This is a genomic window from Actinomadura kijaniata, assembly GCF_014138665.1.
Lineage (GTDB): Bacteria > Actinomycetota > Actinomycetes > Streptosporangiales > Streptosporangiaceae > Spirillospora > Spirillospora kijaniata.
This window is the reverse complement of record NZ_JACJIA010000009.1, coordinates 17,782-42,389: the sequence shown is the minus strand read 5'-3', so window position 1 is coordinate 42,389 and position 24,608 is coordinate 17,782. Positions and strand designations below refer to the sequence as shown.

Annotated in this window: 33 protein-coding genes; 9 read left to right on the top strand and 24 right to left on the bottom strand. The window is 71.6% G+C overall.

Annotated elements, in window-relative coordinates:
- The first annotated feature begins 102 nt into the window (after positions 1-102).
- Positions 103-783: an HNH endonuclease family protein gene (locus HNR61_RS29890; RefSeq protein WP_182846508.1), complete on the top strand. Its 681-nt coding sequence runs from the start codon at positions 103-105 to the stop codon at positions 781-783.
- Here HNR61_RS29890 and HNR61_RS29885 read toward each other — a convergent pair.
- A complete protein-coding gene (locus tag HNR61_RS29885; RefSeq protein WP_312898157.1) occupies positions 770-1,321 on the bottom strand; it encodes a TetR/AcrR family transcriptional regulator in 552 nt (183 codons plus the stop codon). The two genes, HNR61_RS29890 and HNR61_RS29885, sit on opposite strands and share 14 nt — an antisense overlap.
- Positions 1,322-1,415: 94 nt before the next feature.
- Here HNR61_RS29885 and HNR61_RS29880 point away from each other — a divergent pair, with 94 nt between their 5' ends.
- Both HNR61_RS29880 and HNR61_RS29875 read left to right on the top strand, forming a co-directional pair.
- A complete protein-coding gene (locus tag HNR61_RS29880; protein ID WP_182846506.1) occupies positions 1,416-2,312 on the top strand; it encodes a TIGR03620 family F420-dependent LLM class oxidoreductase in 897 nt (298 codons plus the stop codon).
- Positions 2,313-2,321: 9 nt separating this feature from the next.
- Positions 2,322-2,675, top strand: coding sequence for a hypothetical protein (locus tag HNR61_RS29875; protein WP_182846505.1), 354 nt, complete (start codon positions 2,322-2,324; stop codon positions 2,673-2,675).
- Between the two features lie 55 nt (positions 2,676-2,730).
- Here the strand turns inward: HNR61_RS29875 and glmM are convergent, their stop codons facing one another.
- The 3 genes from glmM to rplM all read right to left on the bottom strand — a co-directional run bounded on the left by glmM (position 2,731) and on the right by rplM (position 5,366).
- Positions 2,731-4,074: a phosphoglucosamine mutase gene (gene glmM / locus HNR61_RS29870; RefSeq protein WP_182846504.1), complete on the bottom strand. Its 1,344-nt coding sequence runs from the start codon at positions 4,072-4,074 to the stop codon at positions 2,731-2,733.
- A 194-nt stretch (positions 4,075-4,268) separates the two neighbouring features.
- Entirely contained in the window at positions 4,269-4,784 is a 516-nt protein-coding gene (rpsI, locus tag HNR61_RS29865) for a 30S ribosomal protein S9 (RefSeq protein WP_067822784.1), read from the bottom strand.
- 129 nt (positions 4,785-4,913) lie between these two features.
- Entirely contained in the window at positions 4,914-5,366 is a 453-nt protein-coding gene (gene rplM, locus HNR61_RS29860) for a 50S ribosomal protein L13 (RefSeq protein ID WP_067822787.1), read from the bottom strand.
- 423 nt (positions 5,367-5,789) lie between these two features.
- Between rplM and HNR61_RS29855 the strand changes: the two genes are divergently transcribed.
- The 4 genes from HNR61_RS29855 to HNR61_RS29840 all read left to right on the top strand — a co-directional run bounded on the left by HNR61_RS29855 (position 5,790) and on the right by HNR61_RS29840 (position 10,198).
- Positions 5,790-6,635 carry a CAP domain-containing protein gene (locus tag HNR61_RS29855; RefSeq protein WP_182846503.1) on the top strand — a complete coding sequence of 282 codons (846 nt, stop codon included), beginning with the start codon at positions 5,790-5,792 and terminating at the stop codon, positions 6,633-6,635.
- A 144-nt stretch (positions 6,636-6,779) separates the two neighbouring features.
- A complete protein-coding gene (locus HNR61_RS29850) occupies positions 6,780-8,051 on the top strand; it encodes a hypothetical protein (protein ID WP_182846502.1) in 1,272 nt (423 codons plus the stop codon).
- Positions 8,052-8,075: 24 nt separating this feature from the next.
- Positions 8,076-9,653, top strand: coding sequence for a hypothetical protein (locus HNR61_RS29845; RefSeq protein WP_182846501.1), 1,578 nt, complete (start codon positions 8,076-8,078; stop codon positions 9,651-9,653).
- A 41-nt stretch (positions 9,654-9,694) separates the two neighbouring features.
- Positions 9,695-10,198 (top strand): GNAT family N-acetyltransferase, encoded by a 504-nt coding sequence (locus tag HNR61_RS29840; RefSeq protein ID WP_182846500.1) that lies wholly within the window; start codon positions 9,695-9,697, stop codon positions 10,196-10,198.
- Positions 10,199-10,210: 12 nt separating this feature from the next.
- Here the strand turns inward: HNR61_RS29840 and truA are convergent, their stop codons facing one another.
- The 8 genes from truA to infA all read right to left on the bottom strand — a co-directional run bounded on the left by truA (position 10,211) and on the right by infA (position 15,060).
- On the bottom strand, positions 10,211-11,050 hold the full coding sequence (truA, locus tag HNR61_RS29835; RefSeq protein WP_174567416.1) for a tRNA pseudouridine(38-40) synthase TruA: 840 nt from the start codon (positions 11,048-11,050) through the stop codon (positions 10,211-10,213).
- A gap of 150 nt (positions 11,051-11,200) precedes the next feature.
- The gene (rplQ, locus tag HNR61_RS29830) at positions 11,201-11,707 is read right to left on the bottom strand and encodes a 50S ribosomal protein L17 (protein WP_182846499.1); all 507 of its coding nucleotides are present in this window, start codon (positions 11,705-11,707) and stop codon (positions 11,201-11,203) included.
- 90 nt (positions 11,708-11,797) lie between these two features.
- Complete coding sequence (locus HNR61_RS29825; protein WP_182846498.1) at positions 11,798-12,811, bottom strand: DNA-directed RNA polymerase subunit alpha; 1,014 nt, start codon at positions 12,809-12,811, stop codon at positions 11,798-11,800.
- A gap of 137 nt (positions 12,812-12,948) precedes the next feature.
- Complete coding sequence (gene rpsD / locus HNR61_RS29820; protein ID WP_067822807.1) at positions 12,949-13,575, bottom strand: 30S ribosomal protein S4; 627 nt, start codon at positions 13,573-13,575, stop codon at positions 12,949-12,951.
- Positions 13,576-13,599: 24 nt separating this feature from the next.
- Positions 13,600-14,001: a 30S ribosomal protein S11 gene (gene rpsK, locus HNR61_RS29815; protein ID WP_067486841.1), complete on the bottom strand. Its 402-nt coding sequence runs from the start codon at positions 13,999-14,001 to the stop codon at positions 13,600-13,602.
- 57 nt (positions 14,002-14,058) lie between these two features.
- Entirely contained in the window at positions 14,059-14,439 is a 381-nt protein-coding gene (gene rpsM, locus HNR61_RS29810; RefSeq protein WP_067822810.1) for a 30S ribosomal protein S13, read from the bottom strand.
- Between the two features lie 217 nt (positions 14,440-14,656).
- Positions 14,657-14,770, bottom strand: coding sequence for a 50S ribosomal protein L36 (rpmJ, locus tag HNR61_RS29805; RefSeq protein ID WP_021596712.1), 114 nt, complete (start codon positions 14,768-14,770; stop codon positions 14,657-14,659).
- A gap of 68 nt (positions 14,771-14,838) precedes the next feature.
- A complete protein-coding gene (infA, locus tag HNR61_RS29800) occupies positions 14,839-15,060 on the bottom strand; it encodes a translation initiation factor IF-1 (RefSeq protein ID WP_018657567.1) in 222 nt (73 codons plus the stop codon).
- Positions 15,061-15,352: 292 nt separating this feature from the next.
- Between infA and HNR61_RS29795 the strand changes: the two genes are divergently transcribed.
- Positions 15,353-15,910: a hypothetical protein gene (locus tag HNR61_RS29795; protein ID WP_182846497.1), complete on the top strand. Its 558-nt coding sequence runs from the start codon at positions 15,353-15,355 to the stop codon at positions 15,908-15,910.
- Positions 15,911-15,919: 9 nt separating this feature from the next.
- On the opposite strand, the gene HNR61_RS29790 is transcribed toward HNR61_RS29795, so the two are convergent.
- Positions 15,920-16,531 (bottom strand): hypothetical protein, encoded by a 612-nt coding sequence (locus HNR61_RS29790; RefSeq protein ID WP_182846496.1) that lies wholly within the window; start codon positions 16,529-16,531, stop codon positions 15,920-15,922.
- Between the two features lie 60 nt (positions 16,532-16,591).
- Positions 16,592-17,332, bottom strand: a complete 741-nt coding sequence (locus HNR61_RS29785; RefSeq protein ID WP_246443965.1) for a class F sortase — start codon at positions 17,330-17,332, stop codon at positions 16,592-16,594.
- A gap of 191 nt (positions 17,333-17,523) precedes the next feature.
- On the opposite strand from HNR61_RS29785, the gene HNR61_RS29780 reads away from it, so the two are divergent.
- Positions 17,524-18,339 carry a phosphodiesterase gene (locus HNR61_RS29780; RefSeq protein ID WP_067822821.1) on the top strand — a complete coding sequence of 272 codons (816 nt, stop codon included), beginning with the start codon at positions 17,524-17,526 and terminating at the stop codon, positions 18,337-18,339.
- Positions 18,340-18,396: 57 nt separating this feature from the next.
- On the opposite strand, the gene HNR61_RS29775 is transcribed toward HNR61_RS29780, so the two are convergent.
- The 10 genes from HNR61_RS29775 to rpsH all read right to left on the bottom strand — a co-directional run bounded on the left by HNR61_RS29775 (position 18,397) and on the right by rpsH (position 24,595).
- Positions 18,397-18,843 carry a DUF1707 SHOCT-like domain-containing protein gene (locus HNR61_RS29775; RefSeq protein WP_182846495.1) on the bottom strand — a complete coding sequence of 149 codons (447 nt, stop codon included), beginning with the start codon at positions 18,841-18,843 and terminating at the stop codon, positions 18,397-18,399.
- Positions 18,844-18,956: 113 nt separating this feature from the next.
- A complete protein-coding gene (gene map, locus HNR61_RS29770; RefSeq protein WP_182846494.1) occupies positions 18,957-19,766 on the bottom strand; it encodes a type I methionyl aminopeptidase in 810 nt (269 codons plus the stop codon).
- A 29-nt stretch (positions 19,767-19,795) separates the two neighbouring features.
- On the bottom strand, positions 19,796-20,446 hold the full coding sequence (locus HNR61_RS29765) for an adenylate kinase (RefSeq protein ID WP_067822830.1): 651 nt from the start codon (positions 20,444-20,446) through the stop codon (positions 19,796-19,798).
- The gene (gene secY / locus HNR61_RS29760; protein WP_182846773.1) at positions 20,447-21,742 is read right to left on the bottom strand and encodes a preprotein translocase subunit SecY; all 1,296 of its coding nucleotides are present in this window, start codon (positions 21,740-21,742) and stop codon (positions 20,447-20,449) included.
- 211 nt (positions 21,743-21,953) lie between these two features.
- Positions 21,954-22,415 carry a 50S ribosomal protein L15 gene (rplO, locus tag HNR61_RS29755; RefSeq protein ID WP_067822833.1) on the bottom strand — a complete coding sequence of 154 codons (462 nt, stop codon included), beginning with the start codon at positions 22,413-22,415 and terminating at the stop codon, positions 21,954-21,956.
- Position 22,416: 1 nt separating this feature from the next.
- The gene (gene rpmD / locus HNR61_RS29750) at positions 22,417-22,599 is read right to left on the bottom strand and encodes a 50S ribosomal protein L30 (RefSeq protein ID WP_067822836.1); all 183 of its coding nucleotides are present in this window, start codon (positions 22,597-22,599) and stop codon (positions 22,417-22,419) included.
- Positions 22,596-23,219, bottom strand: coding sequence for a 30S ribosomal protein S5 (gene rpsE, locus HNR61_RS29745; protein ID WP_067822838.1), 624 nt, complete (start codon positions 23,217-23,219; stop codon positions 22,596-22,598). The genes rpmD and rpsE overlap by 4 nt, the downstream gene beginning before the upstream one ends.
- A 34-nt stretch (positions 23,220-23,253) precedes the next feature.
- Entirely contained in the window at positions 23,254-23,640 is a 387-nt protein-coding gene (gene rplR, locus HNR61_RS29740; protein WP_182846493.1) for a 50S ribosomal protein L18, read from the bottom strand.
- Positions 23,641-23,642: 2 nt separating this feature from the next.
- The gene (gene rplF, locus HNR61_RS29735; protein WP_182846492.1) at positions 23,643-24,179 is read right to left on the bottom strand and encodes a 50S ribosomal protein L6; all 537 of its coding nucleotides are present in this window, start codon (positions 24,177-24,179) and stop codon (positions 23,643-23,645) included.
- Between the two features lie 17 nt (positions 24,180-24,196).
- Complete coding sequence (gene rpsH / locus HNR61_RS29730) at positions 24,197-24,595, bottom strand: 30S ribosomal protein S8 (RefSeq protein ID WP_067487220.1); 399 nt, start codon at positions 24,593-24,595, stop codon at positions 24,197-24,199.
- Positions 24,596-24,608: the final 13 nt, after the last annotated feature.

The following is a 24,608-nucleotide window of genomic DNA, read 5'->3' as shown; positions in this document are numbered from 1 at the left end:
CTCATCGTGCCGCACCGGCGGTCGCGCCCGGGGACGACCCTCCGGGGCGCGATTAATCCCCCCAGTCCGGGCATAGGGTCTTCTGGGCAGGGAGGGTGACAGATGAGGTGGGCGGACTCGGCCGGACGGCGCGCGGGCGCCGTGGCGGTCGCGCTGGCGGGTGCGGCGTTCCTGGGGGCCTGCGACGGGCAGGAGCGGAACACCGGGACGGCCGGCGCCCCGGAGCGCAGGCCCGAGCCGAAGGCGGTCGCCGAGGCGCGGCGGGACCTGTCCGGGCTGCGGATCGCGGCCGAGGGGAGCCGCACGGGGTACGAGCGCGAGAGGTTCGGCTCCCGGTGGAAGGACGTCGACCGCAACGGCTGCGGCCAGCGCAACGACGTGCTCGCCCGCGACCTGAGGCAGACGCAGCGCAAGGGCCGCTGCGACATCGTGGCGGGCGTGCTGGACGACCCCTACAGCGGCAAGCGGATCGACTTCACCAAGTCCAGGGCGGCCGAGGTGCAGATCGACCACGTCTACCCGCTCGCGCTGGCCTGGCGGATGGGAGCCTCGCGCTGGAGCGGGGACCAGCGCGAGCGGTTCGCCAACGACCTGGACAACCTGCTGGCCGTGTGGGGCGTCCCGAACCGCCAGAAGAGCGACAAGGGCCCCGGCGAGTGGAAGCCGCAGCAGAGCTACCAGTGCGCCTACGCGGTGCGGTACGTCGCGGTCGCCGACGAGTACGGCCTGCCGGTGACCCGCGCCGACCACTCCGCCCTGCAGGACTTCCTCAGCCGCTGCTGAGCCCACCGAACAGCAGCCCCAGCAGACGGTCGAGGCGGTGCGGCACCTGCCCGGCCGTCTTCTCGTGCGCCCAGGTGACCCCGGAGACGAGCACCAGGAGCTCGGTCGGTTCGAGGTCGGCGCGCACCTGACCGGTCTCCTGGGCGCGCAGCAGCAGGGCCGTCCCCGCCGCGCGCATGGCCTCGCAGGAGGCGTGCAGGGCCGAGGTCTCGTCGCGCAGCGTCGTGATCAGGACGTCGGTCAGCCCGCGGTAGGTGGTGTTCATCTCCGCGAACGCCAGCACCCACGCGGCCAGCGCGTCCCGGGGGGACGGGTCGTCGAGCAGCTCGCGGCCGAGGTCGGCGACGGCGTCGAAGCGTTCCCGCAGCAGCTCCTCCAGCAGGTCCTCCCGCCTGGGGAAGTGCCGGTACAGGGTGCCGATGCCCACGCCGGCGCGGGCGGCGACCTCCTCCAGCGAGGCGTCGATGCCGCGTTCGACCAGGGCGGCCCGCGCCTCGGCCAGGATGCGTTCGCGGTTGCGCCGCGCGTCGGCTCGCACGTTCCTCCTCGGGATTGCCAACCGGAGACTGCCTCCGTATCGTAGCGGACATCCAAGCGGAGGCTTCCTCCGCTTACCGTGGGGAGGCGGGACGATGTCCGTGACGGAGGTACGACGGCGGCTGGGGCGGTTCGGCGTGTGGATCGCCCCGGCGACCCTGCTGGCCACGCCCGTGGCCGTGCAGCGCGAGCAGTTCGCGCGGATCGAGGCGCTCGGCTACGGGTCCTTCTGGACCGGGGAGACCCCGGCGGGCCATCCGATCAGCAGCCGGGAGATCCTCACCCAGCTCGGTGTCCTGCTGGCCGCCACCGAACGGCTCGTCGCCGGGGCGGGCATCGCCAACGTCACCCAGCGCTCGCCGGGCGCGGCGCACGGCGGCGCGGCCGCGCTCGCCGAGGCGTACCCGGGACGGCTGGTCCTCGGGCTGGGCGGCCAGGGCGGGCCACGCCCGCTCGCCGCCCTGCGGGACTACCTGGCGGCCATGGACCGGGCCGCCGCGACGATCCTGCCCGAGGTGGGGTACCCGCGCGTCCTGGCCGCCCTCGGGCCGAAGGCGCTCGGCCTGGCCCGGGAGAGCGCCGACGGCGCGCACCCCTTCCTCCAGCCGGTCGAGCACACCCGGATCGCCCGCGAGGCGCTGGGTTCCGGGCCGCTGCTGGTCCCCCACCAGGCCCTCGTCCTCGACGAGGACCCCGGGAGCGCCCGGGAGACGCTGCGCGCGATCATGCGCTCCGTCGGCACGGCCGGGAGCCCCTACATCGCCAGCTACCGCAGGCTCGGCTACGGCGACGCCGACCTGGCGGGCGAGCGCAGCGACCGGCTCGTGGACGCCGTCCTCGCCTGGGGCGACGAGGACGCCGTCGCCCGGCGGCTGCGCGACCACCTGGACGCCGGGGCCGACCACGTGCTCCTCCACCCGCTGGCCGGCGACCTGACCGGGGCCGTCGACCAGTTGGAACGCCTCGCGCCCCGGCTGCGCGCCGCTGCGTAGTCTGAGCCCATGAGCACCGAATCGAACCAGCAGGGCCCCTCGCCGGACGGACAGCGCGACGGCGCCGAGAACGGCGGCGCCGAGAAGGGCAAGGAGGCGCTGCCGCGCGTGCGGGCCGAGCGGGGCGTGGGCGCCCGCGCCACCGGGGCGGAGGTGACCGGGGCGGAGGCCACCGGGTTCTCGCTGCGGCTGGGCAACGCGTTCGGGTCGCTGGCGCTGGGCTCCATGGCCCTGGGCGCGCTCGCGATCGGGGCCGTGGCCATCGGGAAGCTGGTGGTCAAGCGGGCGGTCGTCGAGCACTTCGAGGCCGGGACCGTGGAGATCAAGCACCTGAAGGTCGGCAAGCTGGAGATCACCGAATAGCGCGCGAGCCCCGCTCCGGACGGAGCGGGGCTCGCGCGTCGGCTCGGGAGGCCGGTCAGGAAAGGGCCGTGCGGACGACCCCGGCGAGGCGCTCGGCCACGGCCGTCGCCTGGTCGGAGGTCGCGGCCTCCACCATCACCCGGACCATCGGCTCGGTGCCGGACGGCCGGATCAGGACACGGCCGGTGTCGCCCAGCTCGGCCTCGGCCTCGGCCACGGCGGCGGTCAGCTCCGGCGAGGTCTTGGCCCGGGACTTGTCGACGCCCTTGACGTTCACCAGGACCTGCGGAAGGCGGGTCATCACCTTGGCCAGCTCGTCCAGCGGGCGCTTGCGGCGGGCGATCGCGGCCAGCAGGTGCAGGCCGGTCAGCACGCCGTCGCCGGTGGTGGCGTGGTCCAGCATGATCACGTGGCCGGACTGCTCGCCGCCGAGGTTGAAGCCGCGCTCCCGCATCACCTCCAGCACGTAGCGGTCGCCCACGGCGGTCTCGATGACGGTCAGCCCCGCGTCCCGCATCGCGATCTTGAAGCCGAGGTTGGACATCACCGTCGCCACGACCGTGTCGCCCGCCAGCTTCCCGGCCTCGCGCAGCTCGGTGGCCAGGATCGCCATGATCTGGTCGCCGTCGACCTCCTCGCCGGTGGCGGTGACGGCCAGGCAGCGGTCGGCGTCGCCGTCGTTGGCGATGCCCGCGTCCGCGCCGCTCTCCCGGACCGCCCGCTTCAGCGCGTCCAGATGGGTGGAGCCGACCCCGGCGTTGATGTTCAGGCCGTCGGGGGCCGCCCCGATGGTGATCACCTCGGCCCCGGCGCGGCGCAGCACCTCGGGGGCCACCTCGTAGGAGGCGCCGTTGGCACAGTCGACCACGACCTTCAGGCCGTCCAGCGACACCGGCAGCGTCGACAGCAGGTGCGCGACGTACTGCTCCACCGCGCCGTGCGCCTCGCGGACGCGTCCCACGCCCGACCCGGTCGGCGGCTCCCAGCCGGTGCCCAGCGCGGCCTCGACGCGGTCCTCGATCTCGTCGGGCAGCTTGTGGCCGCTGCGGTCGAAGAACTTGATGCCGTTGTCGGGCGCCGGGTTGTGCGACGCCGACAGCATCACGCCGAGGTCGGCGTCCAGCGCGTGCGTGAGGAACGCGACGGCGGGCGTGGGCAGCACGCCCAGCCGCAGCACGTCCACCCCGGCGCTGGCCAGGCCCGCCACCACGGCGGCCTCCAGGAACTCGCCGGAGGCGCGCGGATCGCGGCCCACCACCGCCACCGGCCGGTGCCCCTCGAACGCCCCGGCCTCGCCCAGCACCCGCGCGGCGGCGACCGACAGGTTCATCGCCAGCGGCGCGGTCAGGTCACGGTTGGCCAGCCCGCGTACGCCATCGGTTCCGAACAGACGACCCACAGTTCAACTCCCGGAGAAAGCGAAAGACCGCGGGGACGCGTCGGAGGCCTGTGAGCCCCCGGAACGCTCCACGCGGTCGAATCTAGTGCGCGAAAGCCGTGAAGAAGCGGACGAGCCGCCGCATCCTCGTGCCGCCGACCGTATCGGGTCGGCCGCGGGAAAGTCCGGGGATGCGACGGCTCGTACCGTGGTGATTAACGCTTGCTGTACTGCGGCGCCTTGCGGGCCTTCTTGAGACCGGCCTTCTTCCGCTCGGGCACGCGCGCGTCGCGGGTCAGGAAGCCCGCCTTCTTCAGCGCGGGGCGGTGCTCGGGGTTGGCGGTCTGCAGGGCGCGGGAGATGCCCAGGCGCAGGGCGCCGGCCTGGCCGGTGACGCCGCCGCCGCCGACGCGGACCATGACGTCGAACTGGTTCTCCAGGCCGAGCAGGACGAACGGCTCGTTCACGATCTGCTGGTGGACCTTGTTCGGGAAGTACTGGTCCAGCGTGCGGCCGTTGATGGTCCACTGGCCGGAGCCCGGGACGATGCGGACCCGCGCGATGGCCTGCTTGCGGCGGCCGGTGCCGGCCGCGGGGCCGGTGGCGACCGGCTGGCCCAGGAGGCCCTCGCCGGCGGTCTCGGGGGTCTCGGTGCTGTACTCGGACGGCGCGTCCTCGTACGAGTCGAACTCGACGCCCTCGGGCGTCTCGGTGCCGGTGGACTCGTCCACGGTTCTCCTCAGAGGGTCTTCTAGCCAGGGAGGCGGACCCGCGTCTGCGGGCACCCCGGCGGCCACTGTTTCGGATGCGTGCCGATCGGCACGGCTTGCCGCGACGTACGGGGATCCGTACGGGCGGTCTTACTTCTTGACCTGGCTGATCTGCGTGATCTCGAACGGCACGGGCTTCTGGGCCGCGTGCGGGTGCTCGGGACCGGCGTAGACCTTCACCTTGCCGAACATCTTCCGGCCGAGGGAGTTCTTGGGCAGCATGCCCTTGATCGCCTTCTCGACCGCGCGCTCGGGGTTCTTGGCCAGCAGGTCGCTGTAGGCCACCGAACGGAGACCGCCCGGGTAGCCGCTGTGGCGGTAAGCGCGCTTCTGCTCCAGCTTGTTGCCGGACAGCGCCACCTTGTCGGCGTTGATGACGATCACGAAGTCACCGGTGTCGAGGTGGGGCGCGTAGATCGGCTTGTGCTTACCCCGCAGCAACTGCGCGACCTGACTGGCGAGCCGGCCCAGCACGACATCGGTCGCGTCGATGACGTACCACTGACGCTGTACGTCAGCGGGCTTAGGGGTGTACGTGCGCACGGTGGTTGGCCTTCGTTTCTTGTCGACTCAGCGGATTCCTGTTCGCGCCGATCAGAATCTGGTCCGACCTGGCGCTCCGGGAGGCCGGGGCCGGAGCCGCCGAGTCAGCGGATCCAGGCACACCGATCACATAGCCTGCGACGCGCCGCCCACAGGGCAGGCGTCATCGCATACAACAAACCCGCAGGATACCCAGGCACGCGTGCGCGGGTCAAAAGCGGAACGTTGTGACAGTCTCCCAGCCACCTCACAGTATGCCTCACGCGGCCCGATGCCCGTGCCCGGCGGGGCGGAAGTCCATCGGAGCGTCCCCGGTGACCTGCGATTACGGGATTTTGCCCCACTTGTGGGATCTTGTGCAGGTATGGTGCGGTGCCGACCGGAACCCCAGCCACCGGGCTGGCCCCACCTCCGGAGGTCACGTTGTCCGCTCCCCGCCGATCCCCGTCCCGCCGTCCGGCGCCCCGCCGCCTCGGCTCCGCCGCCGGGCCCGAGCCGTTCGGCCCCGGTTCCGAGCCGTTCGGCCCCGGCCCCGGGGAGCCGTCGCGCCGTCGCCGGTCCCCCCTCGTCCTGGCGCTGGCCGCCGGGGGCGTGCTGGTCATCGGCGCGGGCGTCGGCATCGGCCGGCTGGCGCTGTCGGAGCCGGAGACCCGCTCCACCGCGGCGGGCGGCCCCACCGCCTCCTCCAGCCCCACCGAGACGGTCGAGCAGGCCCCGCGGGAGACGCCGACCGGCTCCCCCCGGCCGACCGGCACGCCGACCAAGCGGCCGGCGGCCGGCAAGTCGCCCAAGGCGGTCCGCACGCAGCCCACGCGCAAGCCCGCCCCGACCCCGACGCGTTCCACCCGGCCCTCGAAGCCGAAGACGCCCGCGGTCCCGACCGGCGGCATGAACGCCTCCGAGGCCGCCGTGGTGACGCTCACCAACAAGGAGCGCGCCAAGGCCGGCTGCCCCGCGCTGCGCGCCGACAACCGCCTGGTCCTCTCGGCGCGCCGCCACTCGGCCGACATGGCGGCCAACAACTACTTCAGCCACACCTCCCGCAACGGCGCCAGCCCGTGGGCCCGCATGGAGAAGGCCGGTTACCCCAGCCCCGGCGCCGAGAACATCGCCAAGGGCTACCCGACCGCCGCCGCCGTGACGAAGGGCTGGATGAACAGCCCCGGCCACCGCGCCAACATCCTCAACTGCAAGCTGCGCGCCATCGGCGTCGGCATGGCGGGCGGGAACGGCGGACCGCTGTGGACGCAGAACTTCGGCTGGAAGTGACGGCCGCGCCACCTGACCGGACGAACTGACCGGACGAACGGGATGTGACCTTCCGCGAAACTCCGACGCCCGGTTCGTCCCCCTGTCATGGTGGATGTTCCGGCGGTCCAGAGCCCTGAGGAAGGAACGGTAGGGTCCAGAACCATGGGTTACCCGGGCGATAGAGGCAGATCCGGCGGCGCGTTCCCCGAGCCGTCGTCGCACGAGCCGCGCGGCACCGGCCAGGAGTTCGGGAACGACGCCGGTGGATTCGGCGGCGGTTCCGACCAGCAGTACGGCAACGACCCGCACCACGACGACCGGTACGGCAACGACCAGTACGGCGACCCCGGCCGGACGTGGAGCGCCGAGCCGCCCGCCGAGCAGGCGCAGCCCGCCCCCGGCTCCTTCGGGCAGGGCGGCGGCTTCGGGCAGGAGTCGTTCGGCCAGGGGGCTCCGGGCCAGGACGCCTTCGGCCGGGACTCCTTCGGGGCGGAGCAGCCCGCGTTCGGGCAGGGGCAGTTCGGTCAGGAGCAGTTCGGGCAGGAGCAGTTCGGGCAGGACCGGTTCGGCCAGCAGGGGTCCTCGTTCGGGCCGCCTCCCCAGGGCGACCCCCACGCGTCCTTCGGCGACGGGCCCGGCGGGCCCGGCGGCCACGGGCCGCTCGCCGACGAGGGCGGTTCCAAGAGGGGACGCAACCTGCCGCTGGTGATCGGCGGCGCGATCCTCGCCGGGGCGATCCTGGCCGGGATCGGCGCGGGCGCGGCCGGGATCTTCGACCCGCCCAAGAAGTCCGACCCCAAGGGCACGGCCGCCACGGGCAACGGCGCCAAGCCGAAGCAGCCCGCCGCCTCCCCGAGCCCCACCGCGCCGAAGCTGGAGCCGGTCAAGCTGCAGAGCCGCCAGACCGACCCGATGCCGCTCACGCCGGGCGAGGTGTTCGCCAAGGCGGCGTTCAAGGGCTCCGGCGGCGTCAAGTACGCGCGGACCGCCGTGAGGGCCACCAAGGGCTGCGCCGGCACCGTCACCGGGGCCAAGCTGGTCGCCGCGGTGAAGAAGGCCGGCTGCACGCAGACGCTGCGCGCCACCTACGCGCGCGGCGACGGCAAGCTGGTCGGGACGGTCGGGGTGCTGAACCTCAAGACCGAGAACCACGCCAAGTACGCCCAGCGCGCCGCGCTCGCCAAGGACTCGTTCCTGCAGCCGCTGCCCGGCGCCGGGATCACCAAGAAGATCGGCACCGGCGAGGCGCTCGGCACCGCCGAGGTCCGCGGCCACTACCTGGTGATGACCTGGGTGCAGCGCCCGGACGGCAAGAAGATCCCGGCCACCGCGCACAAGCTGGTCTCGGCGTTCGGCCAGCAAATGATCAAGGGCAGCGGTCTCGGCTTCGCCCTGGCCTATCGGGAAACCGAAGGCAAACCCTTCAAAAAATGAGCGGTATGAATACTCTGTCTGGCTATGTCTGGATCTGACGAGGCCCGGGAGCGCACCGGGGAGATCGACGGGGCGACGTCCGCTCCGTCCTCCCCGGCCCCGCCCAGTTTCGGCGGCTCGGGCGCGGACGCCCACGAGGCGACGCCGGAGACCCCCTCTCCGGAGGAGACCTCCGCCGAGCAGGACGCCGCGCCCCCGCTGCCGCTGCCGCCCCTCCAGAAGCCCTGGTGGGCCTCGGAGGACGAGGACGGCGCCAACGGCGCGGCCCCGGCGGCGGAACCGGCCCCCGGCGCGCTGGTGGCCGGACGCGGCGCCCCCACCGTCGACACCCGCGGCGCGGTCCCGCCGCCGCCCCGGCCCGCCGTGTCGTCGTTCCCCGACACCGACCCCGACGGCATCCCGGTCATGGAGCCCGAGCCCCCGGCCGACCCCGCACCGGCCGAGCCAGAGGCGACCGACCCCGCACCGGCCGACCCCGAGCCCGAGCCGGCCGAGCCCGCGCCGGAGGCTCCCGAGCCCGAGGCGGCCGACTCCGAGCCCGTCCTGACGCCGGACGCCTACCTGCCGCCGGGCGTCACCCCGCCCGCCGACAGCGCGGCGCCCATCCCGCAGGCCCAGCCGATCCCCGAGCCCGAACCGGCCCCCGAGCCCGAACCGGCCCCGGAGCCGGCGCCCGCCCCGGCCGCCGCCGGACGGCCCGCCGCTCCCCCGCCGCCCTGGTCGGACGCCCCGACCGTCGTCGACATGCCGCGCGTGCCACCCGCACCGCCCGCCGCGCCCCAGCCCCCACCGCCGCGGCCCGCCGACGGCACGTCCACGCACCCCAACGCGCTGGTGCCCGGCTTCGGCGACACCCCGCGCTTCGGCACCGGCCCGCTCAGCGACGGCCCCGCCAAGAGCCCCGGCAACCGCCGCCGTCCGCTGCTGATCGGCGCGGGCGCGGCCGTCGCGCTGGTCGTCGCGGTCTCCGGCTTCGCCCTGGCGGGCGGCGGCGACGACGCCGACGGGAAGACCACCCGGGCCACCAGGAGCCCGGCCGCGCCCTCCCCGGCCAAGCCGTCCACGGCCGTCAAGCCGGCGCCGGTGGACATCAACAGCGAGAAGAGCGACACCCGGCCGCTCACCGTGCCCGAGGCGTTCCCCGACCGGCAGGTCACGCTCGGCGGGCGCCCCTACCTGCGCGACCGCTTCTCCCTCAACGACGTCTGCACGCTGACCGCCAACGGCGCGATGGCCCAGGCGCTGAAGCAGCACGACTGCCGCCGCGTCGTCCGCGCCACCTACCTGGACTCCGACCGCGCCCTCGCCGTCACCACCGGCATCGCCGTGCTGCCCGACCGCGCCGCCGCCGGGAAGGTGAGCCGCGCCGGGGACCCCAGCGCCTACGAGTGGTTCCGCGGGCTGGCGGGCAAGCGCTCCCCGGAGGTCGACCAGGCGGGCGGCTACGCGCTCAGCACCGTCCGGGGCCGCTACCTCGTCTACGCCTACGCCCAGTACGCCAACGGCAAGAAGGCCAAGCCCGGCGACACGGCCCTGAAGGCCGCGGCCCAGCAGGTCCTGGGGTACGCGACCCGTTCGGTGGAGACCCGCGCGGGCCGCTGAGCGGGAACCGCGGGGCGGCCCGGTCGGCCTATGTTGTGATCATGGATGTTGAGATCACCGCCGGGGCCGTGGACGACGTCGCCGGCCTGGAGCCGCTGTGGCTCGCCATGCTCGACCACCACCGCGAGGTGACCGATGAGCGGTGGCCGGTGCGCGGGCCGGGCGAGTCCTGGGCCCTGTGCTCCGAGCAGTACCGGACCTGGCTCGGGGAGGGGAGCGCCCTGCTGTTCCTGGCGCACCGCGCCGCCCCCGCCGGGACGCGCGAGCTGATCGGCTACCTGCTCTGCCAGCTCCTGCCCTCGGGGCCGACCTTCGACCTCGGCCCGTCCCACGGCGAGGTCCACTCCCTGGTGGTCTCCGACCGGGCGCGGGGCGGCGGGACCGGCTCGACGCTCCTGCAGGCGTGCAAGCGGGAGCTGCGCGCACGCGGCGTCACGCACTGGTCGATCGGGGTCGTGGAGGCCAACCGCGACGCGATACGGCTGTACGAGCGCCTGGGCTTCGCCCCCTGGATCCGGCACATGCTGGCGCCCCTGGACGAGTGACGTCCGCCCGGATCAGTGCTCCGGCTGGGGGGCCAGGGTGCGGACGCGCCGGGTCTCCTGCGCGCGCTGGGCCAGCAGGGTCTCCTCGGTCGGGTACTCGATCTCCTCCAGGGTGAGGCCGTGCGCGGGGGCGACGTTCACCGCCGAGTCCCGCACCCCGGCCGTCAGCACCTGCGCGGGCCAGTCCACCTCGCGGCGGCCGTCCCCGACCACCAGCAGCGCGCCCACCAGGGCCCGCACCATCGAGTGGCAGAACGCGTCGGCCTTCACCGTCGCCGCCGCCAGCCGCGGCGCCTCCCGCGTCCACTCGAACCGCAGCAGCTCCCGGATCGTCGTCGCGCCCTCCCGCTTGCGGCAGTACGCGGCGAAGTCGTGCTCGCCGACCAGCAGCCGGGCGGCCATGTTCATCCGGTCCAGGTTCAGCGGGCGCGGCCACCACAGCACGTCGTGGCGGCGCAGCGGGTCCACGCCCACCGGGTCGTCGCACACCCGGTACACGTACCGCCGCGACAGCGCCGAGAACCGCGCGTCGAAGCCCTCGGGGGCCACCGACACCCGCCACACGCGCACGTCCGGCGGCAGCAGGCCCGCCAGGCGGCGCGGCATGGTGCCGTTGATCGTGGCGTAGGCGGCGGCCGGCACCACCACGTGCGCGACCTGGCCGCGCGCGTGGACGCCGGCGTCGGTGCGCCCGGCGACGGTCAGCATCGGCGGCGGGTCCAGCCGCAGCAGCCGCCCCAGGGCGTCTTCGATGACCCCCTGGACGGTGCGCTGGCCGGGCTGCCGGGCCCAGCCGGCGAAGTCCGTCCCGTCGTAGCCGATGTCGAGGCGGAGGCGTACCAGTGCGGTCATGGCGGGCGGGGTGTCCTTGTCCTGGAAAGAAGGGGTTCTGGAGGAAGGGGTGGACGGCCGCGCGCGGGGCGGCGAGACCAACCTGAGATCAAGTCTGGCAAAGAAAAGGCCCGCCGTCCCGTAACGGAACGGCGGGCCTTCGCCGGAGCCCTACTCCTTGTCGGCCTTCTCCTCGGCCGGAGCCTGCTCGGTCTCCTCGGCGGGAGCCTCGGCCTTGGCCTCGGTGGTCTCCTCGGCCGGGGTCTCGGCGGGCTTCTCGGCCGGGGTCTCGGCCTTGGTGGCCGACGACTGCGCGGCCATCGGCTCGGTCACCAGCTCGATCACGGCCATGGGGGCGTTGTCGCCCTTGCGCGGACCGATCTTGGTGATGCGGGTGTAGCCACCGGGACGGCTCTCGTAGCGCTCCGCGATCTCGGTGAAGAGGTGGTGCACCACGCCCTTGTCCCGGATCACCCGGGCCACCTGGCGACGGTTGTGCAGGTCGCCCTTCTTGGCCTTGGTGATCAGCTTCTCCGCCAGCGGACGCACCCGCCGGGCCTTGGCCTCGGTGGTGGTGATGCGGCCGTGCTCGAACAGCGCCGTGGCCAGGTTGGCCAGGATCAGGCGCTGGTGCGCGGCGCTGCCGCCGAGGCGGGCACCCTTGGTGGGCTGAGGCATTGCTCTGTCCTTCCTGCGCCGGCCGTGTCAGGTACCGACGTCAGTCGCGGACCCGGGACGGGAACGCGTCCCGGGTACTTGGTGTGTCTGCTAGAACTGCTCGGTCTCGGCGTAGGCGCCGTCGTCGTCGCCGTAGTTGTCGGCCGCCGCGCTCGGGTCGAACCCGGGCGGGGAGTCCTTCAGCGACAGGCCCATGTCGTTGAGCTTCTGCTTGACTTCCTCGATCGACTTGGCGCCGAAGTTGCGGATGTCCAGCAGGTCCTGCTCGGAACGGGCGACGAGCTCGCCGACCGAGTGGATGCCCTCGCGCTTGAGGCAGTTGTAGGAGCGGACCGTCAGGTTCAGCTCCTCGATCGGCAGGGCCAGGTCCGCGGCGAGCGCGGCGTCCGTCGGGGACGGGCCCATGTCGATGCCCTCGGCCTCGACGTTGAGCTCCCGGGCCAGGCCGAACAGCTCGACGAGGGTCTTGCCGGCGGAGGCCACCGCGTCGCGCGGCAGCAGCGACGCCTTGGTCTCCACGTCCAGGATGAGGCGGTCGAAGTCGGTGCGCTGCTCGACCCGGGTCGCCTCGACCTTGTAGGTGACCTTCAGCACCGGGCTGTAGATGGAGTCGATCGGGATCCGGCCGATCTCCTGGCCCGGCTGCTTGTTCTGGGCGGCCGAGACGTAGCCGCGGCCGCGCTCGACCGTCAGCTCCATCTCCAGCTTGGCCTTGTTGTTCAGCGTGGCGATGTGCAGGTCCGGGTTGTGGACCTCGACGCCCGCCGGCGGCGCGATGTCGGCCGCGGTGACCTCGCCCGGGCCCTGCTTGCGCAGGTACATGACCACCGGCTCGTCGTGCTCGGAGGACACGACCAGCTCCTTGAGGTTCAGGATGATGTCGGTGACATCCTCCTTCACGCCCGGAACGGTCGAGAACTCGTGCAGCACGCCCTCGATGCGGATGCTGGTGACGGCGGCACCGGGGATCGAGCTGAGCAGGGTGCGACGCAGCGAGTTGCCGATGGTGTAGCCGAAGCCCGGCTCCAGCGGCTCGATGGTGAACCGCGAACGGAACTCGTCGACCTGCTCTTCGGTGAGATTGGGACGCTGTGCGATGAGCATGGGTTTGCCTTCTTTCCGCGGTGCCCGCTATATGACGACCGCGTTGGAGTTCTTCCCAGTATCGCCGAAGCGGACGCACGATCGCTGCGCGTCCGCCCGGCGATGGAAGGCGGGCCCGTCGCCGGGCCCGGAGAGCCTTACTTGGAGTAAAGCTCGACGATCAGCTGCTCCTGGACGGGAGCGTCGATCTGCTGGCGGACCGGCAGCGAGTGGACGAGGACGCGCATGCGCTCGCCGTCCACGCCCAGCCAGGCCGGAACCTGACGCTCGCCGACCTCGGCCTTGGCGACCTGGAAGGGGGTCATCTCCCGGGACTTGGTCTTGACGTCGACGATGTCGGCCTCGCGGACCAGGTACGACGGGATGTCGACCTTCTTGCCGTTCACCCGGATGTGACCGTGGCGGATCAGCTGGCGGGCCATGTCACGGGACTTGGCGAAGCCAGCGCGGTACACCACGTTGTCCAGGCGGCGCTCCAGCAGGGTGAGCAGGTTCTCACCCGTCTTGCCGCCCTGGCGGTTGGCCTCGACGTAGTAGTTGGAGAACTGCTTCTCCAGCACGCCGTAGATGCGCTTGGCCTTCTGCTTCTCACGGAGCTGCAGGAGGTACTCGGTCTCCTTCGGCCGACCGCGGCCGTGCTCACCCGGGGGGTAAGGACGGATCTCGATCGGGCACTTGGGGCCCTCGCACTTGCTGCCCTTGAGGAACAGCTTCATCTTCTCGCGGCGGCAGAGCTTGCAGTCCGCACCGGTGTAACGAGCCATTGTTCTAGATCTCCCCTACGGCTATCAGACGCGGCGGCGCTTGGGCGGCCGGCAGCCGTTGTGCGGAACGGGCGTGACGTCCTGGATCGAGCCCACCTCGAGGCCGGTCGCCTGGAGCGAACGGATGGCGGTCTCGCGGCCCGAGCCCGGGCCCTTCACGAAGACGTCGACCTTGCGCATGCCGTGCTCCATCGCCCGGCGCGCGGCGGACTCGGCGGCCTGCTGCGCGGCGAACGGGGTGGACTTGCGCGAGCCCTTGAAGCCCACGTGGCCCGAGGAGGCCCAGGAGATCACGTTGCCGTTGGGGTCGGTGATCGAGACGATCGTGTTGTTGAACGTGCTCTTGATGTGAGCGTGCCCGTGGGCGACGTTCTTCTTTTCCTTGCGGCGCACCTTCTTGGCGCCGACACGGCTCTTAGGAGGCATCTGCTCTCTCTACTCTTCAGGTCGTCGATCCGTACCGGACCGGGTCCGGGCGGACTGCTACTTCTTGCCGGCCTTCTTCTTGCCGGCCACGGTCTTCTTCTTGCCCTTGCGGGTGCGCGCGTTGGTCTGGGTGCGCTGACCGTGGACGGGAAGACCACGACGGTGCCGGATGCCCTGGTAGCAACCGATCTCGATCTTGCGACGGATGTCGGCCTGGACCTCGCGGCGCAGGTCACCCTCGACCTTGTAGTTCGCCTCGATCCAGTCACGGAGCTTCACGAGCTCGTCGTCGCCGATCTGGTGGACGCGCAGGTTGCCGTCCACGCCGGTGCCGGCCAGGGTCTCCAGCGCGCGGGTGCGGCCGATCCCGAAGATGTAGGTGAGAGCGATCTCCAGACGCTTGTCGCGCGGGAGATCGACGCCGAGGAGGCGTGCCATGTGCTGGCGTTCCCTTCGTTGTGCGGAGGTATTGGCGCATCGCGTCCGCACACACCCTCGCGGGTGGCGGCCCCGGCCTCCGGCTCCGGGGGTGGGCCCCCTCACACGTGAAGCCGTACGACCCGACCTGCCGGTTCGGTGTCGTACGGCGACCGTGCGAAGGCTGCGATACGTTGATCTTCGTCCCGCCCGGGGGCGGGATCACGCTGCGGGAGCGTCAGCCCTGACGCTGCTTGTGGCGCGGGTCGGAGCAGATGACCATGACCCGGCCGTGCCGGCGGATGACGCGGCACTTGTTGCAGATCTTCTTGACGCTCGGCTTGACCTTCACTGGGTCTCCTATGGACACAGGGTCACCCCCGCGCCGCCACGCACGGGAGAGGCAACCCCAGTGGGCTGTTACTTGTAGCGGTAAACGATCCGACCGCGCGTGAGGTCGTAGGGGCTCAGCTCCACGACGACGCGGTCGTCCGGCAGGATACGGATGTAGTGCATCCGCATCTTGCCGGAGATGTGGGCGAGCACCTTGTGCCCGTTGTCGAGCTCCACCCGGAACATCGCGTTCGGGAGGGACTCGATGACGGTGCCCTCGATCTCGATGGCGCCTTCCTTTTTGGGCATGTCCTCCGCGCTTCACTGTCGGCTCATTGGACTCGGCCCGAATACGCCCGGAAGACCCATGGAGGGAAACCGAGGAAGACGGCCGCACCACAACCGACGCTCCCCTCCCGGAGGAGGGTCGTGCGAGAGGGATGAAGGCGGCCGAAAACGGACCGACACAGAAGTGTACGTCACCGGACCGCCTAATGCGAAACCAACGCATGGCCCGTTCCGGAGACTGCTCCCGACACCAGCATACCTCGCTCGGGCGTTGTACCTTTCCAGGAGAAGGAATCGCCCCGGGGAGGATCGGATGCCGAGCTATGACTTCGCGCTGATCCTCAGCCGTCCGCTCTACGAGGAGGAGCTGGACCCGCTGTGGCACCGGACGCGGGGCCGGGTCACCGTCTCGATCATCACCGAGCCGCAGCACGCCGACCGCCCCGGAAACGCCTCCTGCACCTGGGAGGGCAACACCCTCGCCGAGGCGATCATGGAGGTGGTCGCGCATGTCGAGACCGCCGCCGAGGGCGTGCGGGTCCGCCAGGTCGAGGTCGATCCGCTGCTGACGATCCGCGACATCGCCGACCGCGTGGGGCGCACCCCCGACTTCGTCCGCATGTCGATCACCGGGGCGCGCGGGCCGGGCGGGTTCCCGGCGGCCGAGCTGTCCACCGCCGGGCACCGGCTGTGGCGCTGGTCCAAGGTCGCCGAATGGTTCGGCGTGGACGACCACCTGCTGGTGGAGGCCAAGCCCACCGCCCAGGCGATCAACGGCTGGCTGGCGCTGCGCGACGTGGTCCCGTCGGTGGCGCCCAAGCCCGAGGACGTGACCTCGGCGCTGAACGCGGTCATCCCCCACGTGGCCTGACCCGCCGGCTCACTCCCCGGTGTTCCGCCGCCGCGCCGAGCGCGCCGAGCGCACCGCGAACGCGGTCCCGCCGAGCACGACGATCCCCGCCAGCCCGAGCGCGGCGGCGCCGGGCCGGCCGTCCGTCCTCTCCCGCGCGGCCAGCCCCCCTCCGCCGGTCGCGGGACCGACGTGGGTGTCGGCGGTCCCCTCGAAGTCGCCGAGCCCGCCGCTCCCGTCGAGCCCGCCGCTCCCGTCGTGCCGGGGCACGTGCCGCACCACGGTGCGGGTCCTCGGCTTCGGGGCGCGCAGGACGAGCAGGGACCCCTTCAGGTCCTCCTCAAGGCACTCGACCGTGACGTCGTACCGCCTCGGCTCGGCGGTGCGGCGCACCGACGCCAGCCCCGTGAGCGTGGTGAGTCCCGCCGGGCCGAGCTCGACGGGCTCGGCGAACGCGCGGGACTTCGCGAAGGCCACGCCGTCACCGCAGTCGGCGATCCCGACCCTGATGATGACCTGGTCCCCCGCGCGGACCGACCGCGGCGCCACGGTGACGGCCCCGCCCTCCGCCAGCGCCACGCCGGGGACGCCCGCGCCCAGCGCCGCGACGGCGCACGTGCCCGCCGCTACCAGCCTGCGCATCATGATCTCGTTCTCCCCGGCGGGGCGGTCCGGGCAGACCGGCGGGACGCAAAGATCGGGTCAGGAGGGGACCAGGTCCGCCAGGCGGTAGGACGCCGTGAACGTCGCGTAGACGACCAGGTTCTCGGCGTACAGGTGCCGCCGCGGGTCGTACCGGCCCGCGCAGGTGACCAGCCGCAGCGCGGGGCGGCCGTCGGCGGACGCGTGGACGCGCGTGGCGGGGAACGCGTTCTTCGGGACCCGCTCGGCGGAGGTGACGCGGAACACCGGCACCGTCCCGTCCGCCCGCGCCACCCCCAGGAGCGCGCCGGGCCTCAGCTCGCCCAGCCGCGCGAACACCGCCGGTCCGGTGCGGGTGTCCAGATGCCCGACGATCACCGCCGCGCCCGGCTCCCCCGGCGTCGGCCCGTACCCGTACCAGCCCGCCGCGCCGGGCCGCTCCAGCGGCGGGGCGGCGATCGCCCCGTTCCCCTCCCGGCCGACGCGCACCAGCGGGGAGTTCACCCCGATCGAGGGGATGGAGAGCGACGTGGGCAGCGCCCGGCCCGGGAACCCCGGCAACGGCCGCGGCGCGTCCGGCGCGGCGCTCTGCGGCCCGGAGAGCGGCGCGGCGGGCGTGGTGGGCAACACGAGTCCCGAACGGGGCTGTGCGGCCCTCTGCGAGCCGATCAGCGCGCATCCGAACACCATCTGCGCCGTTCCCACAACCCCCGCGACCGCCACGAGCGCGTACCGGGACCGCCGCGCCCGCCATCGCGGGCGCCGTTCCCCGCCGCTCGCCCCGCCCGCTCCGCTCGCCATGCCTCCCCCGTCCGGCCCCTCCGGGCTCCGCGCCGCGCCGGAGCAAGTGATCCTGTTGTCCCCGGCGGCGAGTCGACAGGGGGGCAATCCGGCGCAAAGATCGTGCCAGCACTCGTCCGGGGCGGCGCGGCCCGGCGGCGGGGGTGCCCTGAGCGGCGGTCCGTGATGTGCTTGGCCTTGGGGGAGGATCAATGGCGATCATTGCGCAGCTCAGCGACATCCACCTGGCGGCGGGACCCGACGGCGAGGTCGACGACGGTTCCGGGCCGGTGCGCGCGTTGCGGGCGGCGGTGTCGAGCCTCCTGTCGCTGCCCGCCCGGCCCGACGCCGTCGTGCTGACCGGGGACCTGGCCGACGGCGGGCGGCCCGACGAGTACGCGCGGCTGCACGCGCTGCTGTCGCCGCTGCCGATGGCCGTCTACCCCGTGCCCGGCAACCACGACGACCGGGACGCCCTGCGCGCCGCGTTCAAGGACCACCCGGCCGTCCACGAGAGCGGCACCGCGCCGGACGCGCCCGTCCGGTACGCCGTGGACGTGGCCGGGACCCGCCTGGTCTGCTGCGACACCTCGGTGCGGGGCGGCTCGCACGGGACGATGGACGACGAGCAGATCGCCTGGCTGGACGCGACGCTGGCCGCCGCGCCCGACGTCCCGACCGTGATCGCGACGCACCATCCGGCGTTCCCGATCGGCATCCGCTTCATCGACGACATGCGGTTCCGGGACGCCGCGGCGTTCGTGCGGGTGATCGAGCGCCACCCCCAGGTCGTGCGGCTGGTCAGCGGGCACGTGCACCGGGGCGCGGTGGGCACGGTCGCGGGCCGCACCGCCGTCACCTGCCCCAGCACCTACCGGCAGCTGTTCCTGGACCTGACCCGGCCGGGCCGCGCCGCGGTCACCGGGGAGCCCGCGGGGTTCGCCGTCCACCTGGTCACCGACACCGGGGTGGCGACCACGCACTTCGTCCCGACCGGCAACTACCGCCCGCTGATGGACGTGGAGTAGGGCCCGGGAACGCGGAAGGGCGGCGGGGTCCTCCCCGCCGCCCTTCCGCGTCCGGTCTCAGTCGCGCCGCCCGGACCCCAGCAGCGATCCGATCAGCAGCGCCGCGCCCCAGGGCCCGGCCACCCAGATCCACCACGGGTACACCGGACCGACGGCCACCAGCAGAATCGCCCAGATCGCCAGGTTGATCCCGCTGACCGCCGCCCAGGTCGCCCACGCGCCCCGCCCGCCGAACCGCTCCAGCGCCCCCGCGCCGGAACGCGGCGCCGGCAGCCCGCCGGTGGTCTTCTGCGCCGCCGGGACCGGGAGCTGGTACAGGTCCTCCTCGGGCAGGTCCGCGGTGACCGCCTCCAGGTCCCCCAGCGTGCGGGCGGCGTAGACGGACTCCAGTCGCTCGTTCAGCTCGTCGATGGTGATGCGGCCCTGGGCGCAGTGCTCACGGAGCGCCGACGCGACCCGGTCGCGGTCGGCGTCCGAGGCCCGGATGTCAGGGTTCGGTGCCATGGACCGGTCCCTTCGGAGGGTGGGGTGTGGCTCGGAGGGTGTGGCTCTTACTTACCCCAGCTTCGCGAACCACTCCCGGTCCTCGTCAAGAGCCGCGAGCACGCGAAACGCCGTCACGCCTTCAGCTTGGCGAACCACTCGCTGCCCTCGTCGAGGGCCGTGAGCACGCGGGGGCCGTTCTCGGTGACGGCGAAGGTGTGCTCGAAGTGGGCGGAGTACCTGCCGTCGGTCGTCACGACCGTCCAGCCGTCGTCCAGCTCCTCGGTGTCCTTGGTGCCGAGGTTGACCATCGGCTCCACCGCGAAGCACATCCCGACCTCCAGCACCGGGCCGTGGCCCGGGGCGCCGTGGTTGGGGATCAGCGGGTCCATGTGCATCTCGGTGCCGATGCCGTGACCGCCGTAGCCCTCGACGATCCCGTAGTCGCCCTGCGAGCGGACGTACGCCTCGATCGCGTGCGACATGTCCGTCAGCCGCGCCCCCGCGACCCCGGCCGCCAGGCCGTGCCACATCGACGCCTCGGTCACGTCCAGCAGCCTGCGGAGCCCGGGGGTGATCTCCCCCACCGGAACCGTGATCGCCGAGTCGCCGTGCCAGCCCTCCACGATCGCGCCGCAGTCGATGGAGATGATGTCGCCCTCGCCCAGCACCTTGTCGGGGCGCGGGATGCCGTGCACGATCTCCTCGTTGACCGAGGCGCAGATCGTGCCGGTGAAGCCGTGGTAGCCCTTGAACGACGGGATGCCGCCGTTGTCGCGGATGTGGGCCTCGGCGAGGCGGTCCAGGTCCAGGGTGGTGATCCCCGGCTTGACCGCGTCGCGCAGCAGCCCCAGCGTCTGACCGACCAGCAGGCCCGCCTTCCGCATCAGCTCGACCTGCTCGGCCGTCTTGATCTGGATGGCGGGCTTACGGCGTCGGAACATCTCTCCCCCTCAGTAGCGGGCCGAGGGGGTCACTTCTCGTACGGACGCAGGGCGGCCAGAGCGCGCTGGGTGACTTCCTCGACCGGGCCGGTCGCGTCGATGCCGACCAGAATGCCCTCGTCAGCGTAGAACTGCACCAGCGGAGCCGTTTGTTCCTGGTAGACCTCGAGGCGGTGCCGGACGACCTCTTCCTTGTCGTCGTCCCGCTGGAACAGCCGGCCGCCGCAGTCGTCGCAGATGTCGTCCTGCTTGTCGTCGAAGTCGACGTGCCAGATCTTCTCGCAGCCGGCGCAGGTCCGGCGGCCCGACAGCCGCCGGACGACCTCCTCCTCGTCGACGACGAGTTCGAGCACCACGTCGAGACGGGTGTCCATCTCGGCGAGCATCTTCTTGAGCGTCTCGGCCTGGGGCACGTTGCGCGGGAATCCGTCGAGCAGGAACCCGTCGGTGGCATCGTCCTCGGCCAGCCGGTCCCGGACCATCTCGATGGTGATCTCGTCGGGGACCAGGTCGCCGCGGTCCATGAACTCCTTGGCCTTGCGGCCGAGCTCGGTGCCGCCGCTGACGTTGGCGCGGAAGATGTCACCCGTCGAGATCTTCGGGATCGACAGATGCGAGGCGATGAACTGGGCCTGCGTCCCCTTGCCCGCTCCGGGGGGGCCCACCAGCACGATACGCATTTACCGGAGGAAGCCCTCGTAGTTGCGCTGCTGGAGCTGAGATTCGATCTGCTTCACGGTATCCAGTCCGACGCCGACGATGATGAGAATGCTCGTCCCGCCGAACGGGAAGTCGTTGGTCGCCTTCAGAAGGGCGAACGCGACCATGGGGATCAGCGAGACGAGTCCCAGGTAGAGCGCACCGGGGGTGGTGACCCGGGTCAGCACGTAGTCGAGGTACTCGGCGGTCGGCCGACCCGGACGGATGCCTGGGATGAACCCACCATACTTCTTCATGTTGTCGGCGACTTCAGTGGGGTTGAAGGTGATGGCGACGTAGAAGTACGTGAAGAAGATGATGAAGGCGAAGAACACGCCCATGTGCCACGGGTTGTCCTGCTGAAGGTAGGGCTGGACCTTCTGCAGCCACTTGGTGTTCGGCCACAGCTGGGTCGCCAGCACCGGCAGGTACAGCAGCGACGAGGCGAAGATCACGGGGATGATGCCCGCCTGGTTCACCTTCAGCGGGATGTAGGTGGAGGTCCCGCCGTACATGCGGCGGCCCACCATGCGCTTGGCGTACTGCACCGGGATGCGGCGCTGGGCCTGCTCGACGAACACGACGCCCGCCATGATCGCCAGACCGACGATGAGCACCAGCGTGAAGACGAAGGCGCCCTTCTGGGTGTAGATGCTCCAGAACTGGGCGGGGAAGATGGCGACGACCTGGGTGAAGATCAGGATGGACATGCCGTTGCCGACGCCGCGGTCGGTGATCAGCTCGCCCAGCCACATGATGACCGAGGTGCCCGCGGTCATCACCACCACGATGGTGATGATGGTGAACAGGTCGGTCTTGTACAGGATGTCACCGCCGCCGGCCACGCCCTGGAACAGCTGACCGGTCGAGGCCATCGCCACGATGCCGGTCGCCTGCAGGATCGCCAGGCCGATCGTCAGGTAACGCGTGTACTGAGTGATCTTCGTCGTCCCGGCCTGGCCCTCCTTCTTGAGGGCCTCCAGCCTCGGGATCACCACCGTCAGCAGCTGCAGGATGATGCTCGCGGTGATGTAGGGCATGATGCCCAGCGCGAAGACCGACAGCTTGAGCAGCGCGCCACCGCTGAACAGGTCGACGAGGCCGTAGAGGTTGTTGCTGTTCTTGGCCGCCTCGGCGGTCTCCGCCAGCACCTTGGTGTTCACGCCGGGAGACGGCAGCAACGAGCCGATCCGGAACACCACGATGATGAACAGCGTGAACAACAATTTCTTACGCAGGTCGGGCGTACGGAAAGCCCGAGCGAACGCGGTCAGCACCATTCCTCCTGCGCGACTGACGTATCCATGGCAGCCGAGGGGCCGGTTCCAATTCCAGAGGCGGCGGCGCGGTTCCGTCGGAAGTCCGTCGGTGGGAGCACCATCGCCGGTGAGACTCTAACAGCAGATGACGCCGAGGCCGTGTTCTCCGGCGCGCGGACCTTTCGGCCCTCAGCGCAAGGCGAACACGGCCTCGGCTTCATGGTGTTGCTTACAGCTCTTCGGCGGTGCCGCCGGCAGCGGCGATCTTCTCCTTCGCGGAGGCGGAGAAGGCGTGCGCCTTCACCTGCACCGCGACCGAGATCTCGCCGGTGCCCAGGACCTTGACCGGCTGGTTGCGGCGAACCGCGCCCTTGGCCGCCAGGTCCTCGGCGGTCACCTCGCCACCCTCGGGGTAGAGGGCGGCGAGCTTGTCCAGGTTCACGACCTGGAACTCGACCCGGTTGGGGTTCTTGAAGCCCTTGAGCTTCGGGACCCGACGGATCAGGGGCATCTGGCCGCCCTCGAACCCGACGGGGACGGTGCTGCGGGCCTTGGTGCCCTTGGTGCCGCGACCGGCGGTCTTGCCCTTGGACGCCTCACCGCGACCCTTGCGGGTCTTGGCGCGGTTGGCACCCGGGGCCGGACGCAGGTCGTGCACCTTGAGGGGGGTGCCCTCGTTGGCGTCCGCCATGTCAGTCGACCTCCTCGACGGTGACCAGGTGCGCCACCGTCCGGATCATGCCGCGGATCTGCTGGTTGTCCTCGCGAACGGTGCTCTGCCCGATCTTCTTGAGGCCCAGGGTGCGCAGCGTGTCACGCTGGTTCTGCTTCTCGCTGATCACGGACTTGATCTGCGTGATCTTCAGCTGGCTCATGAGGCGGCGACCTCCTGCCGCGGCTCGGAGCCGGCCGCGCGCGCCCGCAGCATCGCGGCGGGGGCGACGTCCTCGATCGGCAGACCGCGCTTGGCCGCGATCTCCTCGGGCCGCTTGAGGGCCTTCAGACCGGCGACGGTCGCGTGCACGATGTTGATCGCGTTGTCGGTGCCCAGCGACTTGCTCAGCACGTCGTGGATGCCGGCGCACTCCAGCACCGCGCGCACCGGGCCACCCGCGATCACACCGGTACCGGGAGCGGCCGGACGCAGCAGGACCACGCCCGCCGCCGCCTCACCCTGAACGGTGTGCGGGATGGTGCCCTGGATCCGCGGCACCTTGAAGAAGTGCTTCTTGGCCTCCTCGACACCCTTGGCGATCGCCGCGGGCACCTCCTTGGCCTTGCCGTAGCCGACGCCGACGGTGCCGTTGCCGTCACCGACGATCACCAGGGCGGTGAAGCTGAAACGGCGACCGCCCTTGACGACCTTGGCGACCCGGTTGATCGCCACGACCTTCTCGATGTACGACTGACCCTTGTCGGCGCCACCGCGGCGGTCGTCGCGGCGGCCGTCGCGACGGTCGCCACCCTGACCGCCACCGCGCCTCTGCGCTGCCATCAGTGGTTCCTCTTCTCTTCGGTCGTGAGGCCCATCAGAGCTTCAGGCCCCCCTCGCGCGCGCCGTCCGCCACAGCGGCGACGCGGCCGTGGTACTTGTTGCCGCCACGGTCGAAGACCACAGCGGTGACGCCGGCCTCCTTGGCCCGCTGGGCGACGAGCTCGCCGACCTTGCGGGACTTGGCGGTCTTGTCGGCGGAGTCGGCGCGCAGGTCCGCCTCCATCGTCGAGGCGTAGGCCACGGTGTGGCCCTTGCTGTCGTCGATGACCTGGACGAACACGTGCTTGGTCGAGCGGGTCACGACCAGGCGAGGGCGTGCGGTGGAACCGACGACCTTCTTGCGGACCCGCAGGTGCCGGCGCTTGCGGGACTTGGCCCGCGCCGACGTGGCCTTGCCGGCCAGGGTCTTGGTGCCTGCCATGACTACTTACCAGCCTTTCCGACCTTGCGGCGGATCTGCTCGCCCTCGTAGCGGACGCCCTTGCCCTTGTAGGGGTCGGGCTTGCGCAGCTTACGAATGTTGGCGGCGACCTCGCCGACCTTCTGCTTGTCGATGCCCTCGACAACGAGCTGGGTCGGCTTCTCGACCGTGAACTTGATGCCCTCCGGGGGCTCGACCACGATCGGGTGGCTGTAGCCGAGCGAGAACTCCAGGTTCTGCCCCTTGGCCACCACGCGGTAACCGACACCCTGGATCACGAGGGTCTTCTTGTACCCCTCGGTCACGCCGACCACCATGTTGTTGATCAGCGAGCGGGTGAGCCCGTGCAGGGCGCGAACGGTGTTGATGTCGTTCGGCCGGGCGACGGTGACGGTACCGTCCTCCAGCTTCACCTCGATCGGCTCGGCCACGGTGTGCGACAGGGTGCCCTTGGGGCCCTTGACGGTGACCTCACGCCCGTCGATCTTCACCTCGACGCCGCTGGGCACGGTAACGGGGAGACGTCCAATGCGAGACATTTGTTAAGCCCTCCCCTCTACCAGACGTAGGCGAGGACTTCGCCGCCCACGCCGCGCTTGCCGGCCTGCCGGTCGGTCATGAGGCCGGAGGACGTCGAGATGATCGCGACGCCCAGGCCGCCCAGGACCTTGGGCAGGTTGTCCTTCTTCGCGTACACGCGCAGACCCGGCTTCGAGACGCGCTTGATACCGGCGATCGAACGCTCACGGGTCGGACCGAACTTGAGCTCGATCACGAGCTTCTTGCCGACCTCGGCGTCCTCCACGCTCCAGCCCGAGATGTAGCCCTCCTGCTGGAGGATCTCGGCGATGTGCGCCTTGATCTTCGAGTACGGCATCGCCACGCTGTCGTGGTACGCCGAATTCGCGTTACGCAGACGCGTCAACATGTCTGCGATCGGGTCGGTCATCGTCATGGCCTACAGGCCC

Bases quoted from the DNA above. Each gene is read 5' to 3' on its own strand.
- HNR61_RS29890 (WP_182846508.1), top strand. From the start codon at position 103: ATGAGGTGGGCGGACTCGGCCGGACGGCGCGCGGGCGCCGTGGCGGTC.
- HNR61_RS29880 (WP_182846506.1), top strand. From the start codon at position 1,416: ATGTCCGTGACGGAGGTACGACGGCGGCTGGGGCGGTTCGGCGTGTGG.
- HNR61_RS29875 (WP_182846505.1), top strand. From the start codon at position 2,322: ATGAGCACCGAATCGAACCAGCAGGGCCCCTCGCCGGACGGACAGCGC.
- HNR61_RS29850 (WP_182846502.1), top strand. From the start codon at position 6,780: ATGGGTTACCCGGGCGATAGAGGCAGATCCGGCGGCGCGTTCCCCGAG.
- HNR61_RS29845 (WP_182846501.1), top strand. From the start codon at position 8,076: ATGTCTGGATCTGACGAGGCCCGGGAGCGCACCGGGGAGATCGACGGG.
- HNR61_RS29840 (WP_182846500.1), top strand. From the start codon at position 9,695: ATGGATGTTGAGATCACCGCCGGGGCCGTGGACGACGTCGCCGGCCTG.
- truA (WP_174567416.1), bottom strand. From the start codon at position 11,050: ATGACCGCACTGGTACGCCTCCGCCTCGACATCGGCTACGACGGGACG.
- rplQ (WP_182846499.1), bottom strand. From the start codon at position 11,707: ATGCCTCAGCCCACCAAGGGTGCCCGCCTCGGCGGCAGCGCCGCGCAC.
- HNR61_RS29825 (WP_182846498.1), bottom strand. From the start codon at position 12,811: ATGCTCATCGCACAGCGTCCCAATCTCACCGAAGAGCAGGTCGACGAG.
- rpsD (WP_067822807.1), bottom strand. From the start codon at position 13,575: ATGGCTCGTTACACCGGTGCGGACTGCAAGCTCTGCCGCCGCGAGAAG.
- rpsK (WP_067486841.1), bottom strand. From the start codon at position 14,001: ATGCCTCCTAAGAGCCGTGTCGGCGCCAAGAAGGTGCGCCGCAAGGAA.
- rpsM (WP_067822810.1), bottom strand. From the start codon at position 14,439: ATGGCACGCCTCCTCGGCGTCGATCTCCCGCGCGACAAGCGTCTGGAG.
- infA (WP_018657567.1), bottom strand. From the start codon at position 15,060: ATGCCCAAAAAGGAAGGCGCCATCGAGATCGAGGGCACCGTCATCGAG.
- HNR61_RS29795 (WP_182846497.1), top strand. From the start codon at position 15,353: ATGCCGAGCTATGACTTCGCGCTGATCCTCAGCCGTCCGCTCTACGAG.
- HNR61_RS29790 (WP_182846496.1), bottom strand. From the start codon at position 16,531: ATGCGCAGGCTGGTAGCGGCGGGCACGTGCGCCGTCGCGGCGCTGGGC.
- HNR61_RS29785 (WP_246443965.1), bottom strand. From the start codon at position 17,332: ATGGCGAGCGGAGCGGGCGGGGCGAGCGGCGGGGAACGGCGCCCGCGA.
- HNR61_RS29780 (WP_067822821.1), top strand. From the start codon at position 17,524: ATGGCGATCATTGCGCAGCTCAGCGACATCCACCTGGCGGCGGGACCC.
- HNR61_RS29775 (WP_182846495.1), bottom strand. From the start codon at position 18,843: ATGGCACCGAACCCTGACATCCGGGCCTCGGACGCCGACCGCGACCGG.
- map (WP_182846494.1), bottom strand. From the start codon at position 19,766: ATGTTCCGACGCCGTAAGCCCGCCATCCAGATCAAGACGGCCGAGCAG.
- HNR61_RS29765 (WP_067822830.1), bottom strand. From the start codon at position 20,446: ATGCGTATCGTGCTGGTGGGCCCCCCCGGAGCGGGCAAGGGGACGCAG.
- rplO (WP_067822833.1), bottom strand. From the start codon at position 22,415: ATGGCGGACGCCAACGAGGGCACCCCCCTCAAGGTGCACGACCTGCGT.
- rpmD (WP_067822836.1), bottom strand. From the start codon at position 22,599: ATGAGCCAGCTGAAGATCACGCAGATCAAGTCCGTGATCAGCGAGAAG.
- rpsE (WP_067822838.1), bottom strand. From the start codon at position 23,219: ATGGCAGCGCAGAGGCGCGGTGGCGGTCAGGGTGGCGACCGTCGCGAC.
- rplR (WP_182846493.1), bottom strand. From the start codon at position 23,640: ATGGCAGGCACCAAGACCCTGGCCGGCAAGGCCACGTCGGCGCGGGCC.
- rplF (WP_182846492.1), bottom strand. From the start codon at position 24,179: ATGTCTCGCATTGGACGTCTCCCCGTTACCGTGCCCAGCGGCGTCGAG.
- rpsH (WP_067487220.1), bottom strand. From the start codon at position 24,595: ATGACGATGACCGACCCGATCGCAGACATGTTGACGCGTCTGCGTAAC.